Annotated in this window: 9 protein-coding genes; 8 read left to right on the forward strand and 1 reads right to left on the reverse strand. The window is 63.6% G+C overall.

Features of this window, described 5'->3' with window-relative positions; all coding sequences use genetic code 11:
- Window positions 1-16: 16 nt before the first annotated feature.
- Window positions 17-1,153, reverse strand: coding sequence for an ROK family protein (locus AC1RJY_RS08375; protein WP_014922874.1), 1,137 nt, complete (start codon window positions 1,151-1,153; stop codon window positions 17-19).
- Window positions 1,154-1,287: 134 nt separating this feature from the next.
- Here AC1RJY_RS08375 and AC1RJY_RS08380 point away from each other — a divergent pair, with 134 nt between their 5' ends.
- The 8 genes from AC1RJY_RS08380 to AC1RJY_RS08415 are packed head-to-tail and all read left to right on the forward strand — an operon-like array spanning window position 1,288 to window position 9,490.
- Complete coding sequence (locus tag AC1RJY_RS08380) at window positions 1,288-2,334, forward strand: hydroxyacid dehydrogenase (RefSeq protein ID WP_498602103.1); 1,047 nt, start codon at window positions 1,288-1,290, stop codon at window positions 2,332-2,334.
- A gap of 2 nt (window positions 2,335-2,336) precedes the next feature.
- Window positions 2,337-3,683: a sulfatase family protein gene (locus tag AC1RJY_RS08385; protein WP_498602104.1), complete on the forward strand. Its 1,347-nt coding sequence runs from the start codon at window positions 2,337-2,339 to the stop codon at window positions 3,681-3,683.
- A 20-nt stretch (window positions 3,684-3,703) separates the two neighbouring features.
- Window positions 3,704-4,975 (forward strand): extracellular solute-binding protein, encoded by a 1,272-nt coding sequence (locus AC1RJY_RS08390; protein ID WP_017200047.1) that lies wholly within the window; start codon window positions 3,704-3,706, stop codon window positions 4,973-4,975.
- A gap of 29 nt (window positions 4,976-5,004) precedes the next feature.
- A complete protein-coding gene (locus tag AC1RJY_RS08395; RefSeq protein ID WP_017200048.1) occupies window positions 5,005-5,961 on the forward strand; it encodes a carbohydrate ABC transporter permease in 957 nt (318 codons plus the stop codon).
- Window positions 5,958-6,857, forward strand: a complete 900-nt coding sequence (locus AC1RJY_RS08400) for a carbohydrate ABC transporter permease (RefSeq protein WP_017200049.1) — start codon at window positions 5,958-5,960, stop codon at window positions 6,855-6,857. Before AC1RJY_RS08395 ends, AC1RJY_RS08400 begins: the two co-directional genes overlap by 4 nt.
- Window positions 6,854-7,780 (forward strand): Gfo/Idh/MocA family protein, encoded by a 927-nt coding sequence (locus tag AC1RJY_RS08405; RefSeq protein WP_498602105.1) that lies wholly within the window; start codon window positions 6,854-6,856, stop codon window positions 7,778-7,780. The genes AC1RJY_RS08400 and AC1RJY_RS08405 overlap by 4 nt, the downstream gene beginning before the upstream one ends.
- A 26-nt stretch (window positions 7,781-7,806) precedes the next feature.
- Window positions 7,807-8,598: a glucosamine-6-phosphate deaminase gene (gene nagB / locus AC1RJY_RS08410; protein ID WP_498602106.1), complete on the forward strand. Its 792-nt coding sequence runs from the start codon at window positions 7,807-7,809 to the stop codon at window positions 8,596-8,598.
- 43 nt (window positions 8,599-8,641) lie between these two features.
- Window positions 8,642-9,490 carry a CPBP family intramembrane glutamic endopeptidase gene (locus tag AC1RJY_RS08415; RefSeq protein WP_498602107.1) on the forward strand — a complete coding sequence of 283 codons (849 nt, stop codon included), beginning with the start codon at window positions 8,642-8,644 and terminating at the stop codon, window positions 9,488-9,490.
- Window positions 9,491-9,538 lie beyond the last annotated feature (48 nt).

The following is a 9,538-nucleotide window of genomic DNA, read 5'->3' on the forward strand; positions in this document are numbered from 1 at the left end:
AAAACGACATCTGCTGCTACCCAGTTGGGCTAGCTGTGAACAGGCCAGCCAGCACGGAGCACGCAGCACCCCGGGCCAGGGCCACAGGATCTGCAACGGCTGCATCAAACAGTGGAGGCGGAGTGTTGGCGTGAAGGTACTGACTCATAAACGCGTGCTTGGTCTGCTCGGCAAACGTCCCCAGATTAGCTTCGGGCGCGAAGCCCACCACTACCTGCTCGGGCCCGAGGACCTTGGCGGCGTTCGCCATGCCGATACCCAGATGCAAGGCGGCGTCGGCAATCAGGCTGGAATCGACGTCGGGGTCTATCTTCCGGTTCTGGCCGTTTCGCTCCAGCTCCTGCTGCATGCCCCACAGGCTGCCGCGGGTTTCACAGCAATCTTCGGCTCCGCAGTGGCAGGGCCTGGCCGGTCCGGGTCCGGTGATCGCACGCGAATGGGCGAAGCCGCCCGCCGCGCCGTTGAAGCCGCGCTGGATGCGGCCTTCAATTACGACGGCGGCCCCCAAGCTGGTGCCGACGCTGAAGATGAGCATTTCGCGACCTTTGAAAACGTCGTCGAACAGCAGACCGCGTGCGTAGGCGTTGACGAAACTGTCCACGACGACGGCTTGGCCCACAGCCTCTTCAAGAAGCATTTGGAATTTGATGTCAGTCCAGCCCATCGCCCCGCTATGCCGCACCAGACCGCCGGCTTGATCCACCACGCCGGAAACGGCTGCGCCCACCCCGATCAGCCTGGACTCCATCTGCCCTGCCGCGGATCGAACAGCCCGGGCAGCGGCCGCTGCCGCCTCGTCGGGCTCGGTGGATGCCAACGGCTCGCTGTGCGTTGCCACCACGTCACCGCGCAAATCGACCACGACGGCGTGTGCCTCCGTGGCGGACAGTCTCACCCCAGCTGCGAAGACGCCTTCGCGCCCCAGCTCCAGGAGACGCGCCGGACGGCCACCCGTGCTGGGCGCAATCTCGGTTTCCACCAGCAGCCCGGAAAGGACCAGCTTGCCGGTGATCCCGGTGACGCTGGCTGCGCTCAAACCGGTTTGGATCGTGATTTTGGCGCGGGATACCGGCGCCTGTGTGCGGACGATGTCCAGCACCAGGGCCTCGTTGATCTCGCGGATCAGGGCCTTGCTGCCTGCGCGTGGCTTCATAGCTCGTGGCTCCTGTTGTTGCGTCGCAAGGGATCTCCCCCATTCTGGCATCCGCGGTCCGGATGTCTTCACACTGTCCATTGTACTTACTTTAGTCATTGACAAAAGATATTGAAGCTGGCAATCTCGGTCTCATGAACATCAACAAAGGCGTTGCATCACCCTGCTCGCCCCCCACAGCAGCCCGGCTGCGGATCCTGCTGAGCATCCCGGACGCCGAACGGGCAGCGTTCATCTCTCCCGAAACCCGCACTGCCCTCAGCGAGCTGGGCGACATCACTGAAATCGCCCCCGCCGAGCTCCAGTCCTTGGATGCTTTCGCGGCCGCTGCCGCAGACAAGGACGCATTCATCACCGCTTGGGGATTCCCCCGTCTCGACGCCGAACACTTGGCAGCGGCGCCGAACCTCAAGTGCGTCGTCCATGCAGCGTCTTCGCTGCACGCCCTGGTCAGCGACGACTTCTGGGCCGCCGGCATCCCCATCTCCCAAGCGGGCGCAGCCATGGCACCGGCCGTCGCGGAACTGTCTCTGACCTTCACGCTGAATCTGTTGCGCCGTGTGCACTTGTTGGATCACAGCCTCCGGACGGGAGCCAGTTGGGACGACGCCCGCAACGTCAGCAGGGCCCGCGAAATCTCCGGGGCCCGCGTTGGGGTAGTTGGAGCGTCCAGGACAGGACGCCGCTACATTGACGCCTGCTTGGCACTCGGCGCCAAGGTGTCCGTCTACGACCCCTACATTCCCGCGGGAGATCCCCTCGCGGCCCACTCAGCAAACCTGCACGATCTGATGGCTGGCAGCGATGTGGTGGCGATCCACGCTCCGGCCACTCCGGAAACCGAAGGTCTCATCGGTGCTGCCGAGCTTGCCCTGCTTCCGGACGGGGCTGCGTTGGTGAACACTGCCCGCTCCACCATCGTGGACATGGATGCCCTCTACAAAGAGGTCCACTCGGGCCGGATTGATGCAGCGCTGGACGTCTTCGACCACGAGCCCCTGCCCACGGACAACCCCTGGCGTTCCCTGCCCAACGTGCTCCTTACGCCCCACCTCGGAGGGGCCACCGCGGACTCCAGGCGCCGGGCCGGCGGCATTGTGGTTGACGAACTCCGCCGCTACATCAGCGGGGAACCCCTGGAACACGCCCTCATCCGCACCGACCTCGAACGAATGGGCTGAAAATGCGCAACATTCTCCTGATCCATTGCCACGATCTGGGCCGCTTCCTGGGCACGTATGGCGTGGAGACCGTCTCCACACCCAACCTGGACGCCCTGGCAGACGAATCCACCCTCTTCGAACAGGCCTTCGCAACGGCCCCGCACTGCAGCCCTGCCCGCGCCTCACTGTTCACCGGGACGTATCCGCAGAGCAACGGCGTCCTGGGCCTCACCCACGAGCCGTTCGGCTGGGACCTGAACGAACCCTCCCAGCACATCGCCTACAGGTTGAAGTCGGCCGGCTATCAGACCGAGCTGGTTGGCGTGCACCATGAATCCCGGGTTCTGGCCGACGATGTTGTGGCCAGCAGGCTTGGCTTCGACCGTGCCCGTACGGGAGGTGCGCGGGACGTCGTCGTTCATCGCGCCACTGACGCACTGCGTCGGATGTCCGGCAGCGACCGTCCCTTCTACCTTCAAGTGGGCTTCACGGAACCGCACCGGGTGCCGTCCGAACGGGACCGCCCAGGCGTCATGGGGTTCCTGGCCGACGGCGTGAACCCGGACGTCTCGCGGGGGCATACAGTCCCTGCCCATCTGGTGGACAACGATGGCGCCCGCGAGGAAATCGCCGAACTACAGGGCGCCGTGAAGCACATGGACGAAGGCGTGGGCAGCATTCTCGCGGAACTCGATTCCTTGGGCCTCCGAGACCAGACACTGGTGCTGTTCACCACCGATCACGGCCTTGCGCTGCCCCGCGCCAAATGCACCTTGTACGACGCCGGACTGGGCGTTGCGCTGATGCTTCGCCACCCCGGCAACGCGGCATGGTCCGGGAAACGCGTGACGGACATCGTCAGCCACGTGGACGTCCTGCCCACCTTGCTGGAGCTGGCCGGACTGCCCCTCCCGGAAGGCCTCGCCGGGGCCAGCCTGCGTCCGGCCGTCGAAGCAGGCGAGGCTCCGCGAAGCCACTGCTTCAGCCAGTTGAGTTACCACACGTATTACGACCCCAAACGGTCAGTGCGGACATCCACGCACAAGCTGATCGTCAACTTCTCCAACGCACCACGCGCCATGGATCCCACCCAATCCTGGATTCACCGCAGCCTACCGGCAGACCTTGGCGGGCCAACCATCGGCACCAGCCCGGCGCTGGAACTCTACGACCTCACCGTGGATCCAGAAGAACTGGACAACATCGCAGGCCAGCCGGAGCAGTCGGAAATCCTCAGGGATCTCTCCGCAACCCTCTTCGACTGGATGCGGGAATGCGGCGATCCCCTCCTTACCGCCCCCGTAGCAGCCAGCCGCCACAAGCTCGCCCTCGACGCGATCCACGAAGCCACCCTCACCCGAAAGTAGTCGCCATGTTTACTCGAAAAATGCGCACCGCCACTTTGGCCACAGCCGTCGTCGTTACCGCGGCTTTGACGCTCACCGCTTGCGGTTCAGCCGGTTCGTCAACGTCCGACGGCGGCCAGGCCACCGGCAAGGTGACGCTCTGGATGTACCCCGTCATCAAGGACGAGACCGCCAGCAAGAAGTTCTGGCAGGACACTGAGGCAAGCTTCGAGACGGCCAACCCCGGAATCGACCTGACCATCGAGCTCCAGACGTTCGACAAGCGGGACGCCCAGATCTCGGCGGCGCTTGCCGCCGGCTCGGGACCCGACGTCGTACTTATTACGCCTGACCAAGCAGCCACGTACCGTAACGTCCGCGGCCTGCTGCCAGTAGATAAGGCTGTTGAGCAGGACAAGGACAGCTTCTACCCCGGCACGCTGGAGGCCGCGACGTTCGACGACGAAGTATTTGGCGTTCCGCTGTTCCAGAACATCAACACCACCGCTTACAACACCAAGATCTTCGCGGACGCAGGAGTACCGCTGCCCAAGACCTGGGATGACCTGCGCAGCGCGGCGCCGGTTCTGGCGAAGAAGGGCGTCGCCGTGATGGACTACGCCGGAAGCCCCGAGCAGACGCTCAACCTGTCCTTCTATCCGCTGCTGTGGCAGGCCGGCGGAACGGTTTTCACCGATGACGCCAAGGACATCGCTTTCGATTCCGAGGCCGGTGTTTCGGCACTCCAGTTACTGATCGACTTGAAGAAGCTCGGCGGGCTTCCCGCGGATGCGGCCACCGATGGACCCAAGGTTGAAGGTGCTCCGATCGCCACCGGCAAGGCCGCGATGCGGGCCACCACGTCATTGCCGGAATTGAAGCAGATGCGCGCCGCGCTCGGGGCCGAAAACGTTGCACTGGGCGCTCCGTTGCAGGGCAAGGTCCAGGCGACCTACGGCAACCCCGGTTTGCTGGCACTGACCTCCATCAACAAGAAGGAAAACCGGGAAGCCGCCTACAAGGTGATGAGCTACTTGAGCTCGGCCGAGTCCCAGAAGGCCCTCAATGCCGCCGCGGGAAACCTCCCCACCCGGACGGACGCCGCGGCATTGGGCACGGACGCGGACTCCCTGGCCATGGCAGAAGCTTTGAAGACCGCCAACCCCGGAGAATCGTCACCTGTTGCACGCCAGGTCATGGGCGCCCTGGCTCCCAACATCCAGGCCGCCCTCCGCGGTGATGTCACCGCCAAAGAAGCCCTTGACCGTGCAGCCACGGAAGCCCGCGGCATCCTGCAGCGCTCGGCATCCTAAGCCCGGCCCCACCACCGATTGGTCACCCCATGTCCATAAACACCCGAACCAGAAACACGCTGGCCGGCCGACATCCCGAGTTGACGGCCCCACAGCTCAAGCCTTTCGGGGCCAAGAAAGCCCGCAGCCGCGAGGCGCTAGCCGGCATCCTGTTCGTGCTTCCCACGCTGATCATTTTTGGCCTCTTCAAATTCCTCCCCATCTTTGGGGCCGGAGCCATGAGCCTGACCGAGTACAGCCTCAACGGTGATTTCGAGTTCCTGGGCGCAGATAATTACGTGCGCCTGGCCGAGGACCCCAACTTCTGGCAAAGCCTGCGCGTGACATTCCTGTACGTGGCGATCTTTGTTCCGTTCATCATCGCCGTGTCACTGGCCGGGGCCGTCCTCCTGGACAAACTGGTCCGGTTCACCGGCACCTTCCGGGCGTTGCTCTTCATTCCGTACCTCAGCTCGTTCGTGATGGCCGGCATCATCTGGACCTGGATCTTCTCCACCGACGGTCCGCTCAATGCCGCACTGGGCGGCTTAGGCATGGGGCCCGTTCCCTTCACCTCAGGCCCTCAACTGCTGGTCCTCTTGTCCCTGGCCGTGGTGTCAGTGTGGAAAGGCTTCGGCTACTCCATGCTGATCTTCCTGGCCGGCCTCAAAGCCCAGCCCGCTGAAGTCCACGAAGCCGCCCGCATTGACGGGGCCGGCGCGTGGAAATCGTTTTGGTACGTGACGCTGCCGCTCCTGAAGCCCGTGGTGTTCTTCGTCCTGGTCATCGAGACGATCGTGGGGTTCCAGGTCTTCGACACCATCTACGTGATGACCGGAGGCGGACCCGCCCGGGCCAGCCACAGCCTCATCTACTTCCTGTTCGATGAAGGCTTCAAGTTCTTCGACTTCGGCTACGCATCGGCCATCGGCGTGGTGCTGTTCGTCATTGTGCTCATCCTCTCGCTCATCCAGCAGCGCTTCTTCGAAGGTAAGGACTCCAAGTGACCGCCACCCTTTCCACTCCAGCTGGTGGGCGTCACCCCGCCGGACGTCCCGTCCAAGGCCCCGCCGGGCATAGTCCCCGGCGGAATACCGAGAAGCGCCGCCAGCGCACCCTGACATGGGTGTTGGCAGTAATCTCGCTCTTCACCGTTGCACCGCTCATTGCCGTTGCAGTGCTGGCGCTCTCCCCCGCCGACGCGCCCACGTTGCCGTATGCGCTGCCGTCGTCGCTGACGTTGGACAACATTGTCCGCATCTTTAACGTGGGCGAGTTTCCTCTCTGGCTCTGGAACTCGTTCCTGTACTCGGCTGTGTCCGTGGTGGTTGTGTTGCTCACGGCATCCATGGCCGCCTACGCGTTGGCCCGCAAGAGGTTCCCGGGACGGAACGCGCTGCTGTGGGCCATCATCGCCACCATGATGGTGCCCGTCCAAGCCACCCTGATCCCCACGTTCATCCTCATCTCCAAAATGGGCGGGGTGAACACCCTCTGGGGGCTGATCCTGCCCACGCTGGCCAACGCCCAGGCGATCTTCCTCATCCGGCAGTTCGTACGGGACATGCCCGAGGAACTCTTCGATGCCGCCCGCATCGACGGTGCCGGCGAATGGCGGACGTTCTGGCAGATCGTCCTCCCCTTGATCCGTCCCGTCCTGGCGACTCTGGCAATCTTCGTCTTCCTGTGGCACTGGAATGATCTCCTGTGGCCCTTGGTGGTGGGCCAGTCGGACGCAGCCAGGACGCTCACGGTGGGCTTGGCAACGTTGAACACCGAGACCGCCTCCACGTCCAACGTTATGGCAGCAACACTGGTCAGTTTCATCCCGTGCCTGGTGATCTTCGCCCTCCTGCAAAAGCACATCGTCGCCAGCATCACGCACAGCGGGGTCAAAGGATGACCTCTGCCGCGCCGATCCGTTTTGGGCTCATCGGGGTCGACTCCCCGCACGCGCCTTCCTTTACGCGTCTCTTCGGCAATGGCATCGACGGCGTGGTCCCCGGCGGCACGGTGACGCACGCTTGGAAGGGGGAGGCGTCGTCGGACTTTCCTTTGAGCCGCGACCGTATCGACAGCTTCGCGGACGAGGTGAGCGGGCTCGGCGTCACCATGTGCGACTCGCCGGAAGCGGTGGCCGAGGCTTGCGACGCCCTACTGATCGTGTCCTCGGATGCACGGACGCACCCGCGCTACTTTGAGCGGGTGGTGCGATACGGCAAGCCGATCTACGTGGACACGCGCTTCGCCCCGACTCTCGCTGAGGCACGACGAATGCTCGCCCAGGCCCGGGCTTCCGGTTCCTTGGTACTGGCCGGGTCACCCAAGCGATTCACGCCGGAATTCCAGAGGGCTCTTGGTTCTGCCACCGCTCGACAGGTGTGGCTTGACGGTCCGCTTCCAACCCAACCGGGCCACCCCGGCTTCGCCTGGTACGGCGTGCACCTGGTGGACCTCGCCGTTGCGGCGCTTGGTTCTGTCGCCACCCGCACCGGAAAGGCAATGGTCGACGCCGAGGGGCCAGGAACGGCTGTCAGGCCAACCTCGGTGACGGTCGACTGGGGCGACGGCCGGGTGGCGAATATGAGCGGCGAATCCGAATGGACCCCGCACACGCTGGGCCGGATTGAAACCACCGAGGGTCTGGCCACCTTCTCGATCGAAGCCGGGCCCCCGATGCTGGTGGGCCTCCTTGAGGACATTGTGGAATCGTGCCGCAGCGGCAGGCCCAATGTGCCGCTGCCCGAAATCCTCAGCATCGTGGCCATCGTGGAAGCAACCAACAGGAGCCTTGAAACGGGAGTCCCCGTGACAGTAGGCAGCTAGTGACGCACCCAAATGTTAGGAAACCCATGGCAGAAATCATCATTGTCCGCGACCAGGCCGAGGCTGGCTCCCTCGCCGCTTCCATCATCGCCCAGCAGATCAGTTCGAATCCCGCTACCGTGCTGGGCCTGGCTACGGGCTCCACCCCACTCTCCACGTACGCAGCTTTGGCGCGGGCCGTCCGCGACCATCGGATCGATGTTTCCGGCGTACATGGCTTTGCCCTGGACGAGTACCTCGGGGTTCCTCCGCAGCACCCGGAAAGCTACCGCTCGGTCATCACCCGCGAAGTGGTTGAGCCGTTGGGATTGAATCCGGATCAGGTCTTCACACCGCGCGGAACTGGCGAACACATTGGCCGGGCCGGGGCGGAGTACGAAGCCTTGATTGCCGGGGCCGGTGGCGTCGATCTCCAGATTTTGGGCATCGGTTCCAACGGACACATCGCCTTCAACGAACCGGGCTCCTCGTTGGCTTCACCCACCCGGATCAAGGCCTTGGCGGAGCAAACCCGCAGGGACAACGCCCGATTCTTCGGAAACCCTGACGAGGTTCCAACGCATTGCATCACCCAAGGGCTGGGGACCATCCTCCGTGCTAGGCACTTGGTCCTCCTGGCCTTCGGGGCGAACAAGGCACATGCCGTTGCCGCAGCATTGGAAGGACCTGTCTCCTCGGCCGTGCCTGGCTCGGTGGTTCAGCAGCATCCCCACGCCACGATCATCATCGATGAAGAGGCCGCGTCCATGGTGGCGCACGCCCAGTATTACCGGCATGCCTGGCGATCGGCGCAGGAGCTGAATGCAGTAGGTTTTTAGCGGGGGCAAACGCATCCCGTATTCCATGAAAAGGGGACCGTACATGGGGCAGGATTCACTCACATCCGGCTGGAAAGCATTCTGGAACCGGGGCGGGTGGTGGCGGTCCCTTCTCTTGGTGGTGCTCTACATGGCCTTCTATCTGGGCGCCGGCCTGCTGATCGGTGCGGTCGCGGGAGACCAGATAGACACGGAGGACATCTTCCGCACGCCTCAGAGTGTGTTCTTCGGCATCACGTTCTCGCTGATTGTTGGCAGTGTGGTGCTGCTGGCCTTCTTGTCCTCCACAGGCTGGCTCAGGCCGCTCTTCGCGCCGCAGCCCATCAAGGGGAAGTGGTGGATGTGGGTGGCGCCGTTCTTCTTGGTGGTCGCTATTGTCCTTCGCTTCCTGGGCATCGATTACAGCAGCTATGAGGCCTCGGTGGTGGTGGTCACCCTCCTCACTGGCTTGTTGATCGGCTTCGCCGAAGAGGTGCTGACGCGTGGCATCGTAGTGAAAATGCTGCGGGACTCAGGGAAGTCCGAGTGGGTGGTCATGGTGCTTTCATCGCTGATTTTCGCCCTCCTGCATGCAGCCAACGCCCTTTCCGGTCAACCGATCGCCACAGTCCTGGTGACTGTCGGTTTCACCTTCGGGTTCGGGATCTGCATGTACCTGACCCTGCGCGTCACCGGCAACCTGATCTGGCCGATCATCCTTCACGCACTGTACGATCCCACCCTTTTCCTCGCCACAGGCGGCATTGACCAGGCAGCCGCCGGCCCGCAGAGCCCCTTCCTGGTGCTTGCCGGGCCGGCCAACATGATTTACATCCTGATCGCTTTGGTCGCATTGATTGTGGTTCGAGGAAAGGTGCAGCGCGCGCCTTTGTCCGAGCCTGTGTTGAGCTAGTTCCACCAAACAGAAGCGTTCGACGGCGGGTTGCCACCCGCCGTCGAC

The sequence above is a fragment of the Arthrobacter sp. GW822-FHT05G07 genome (assembly GCF_058799755.1).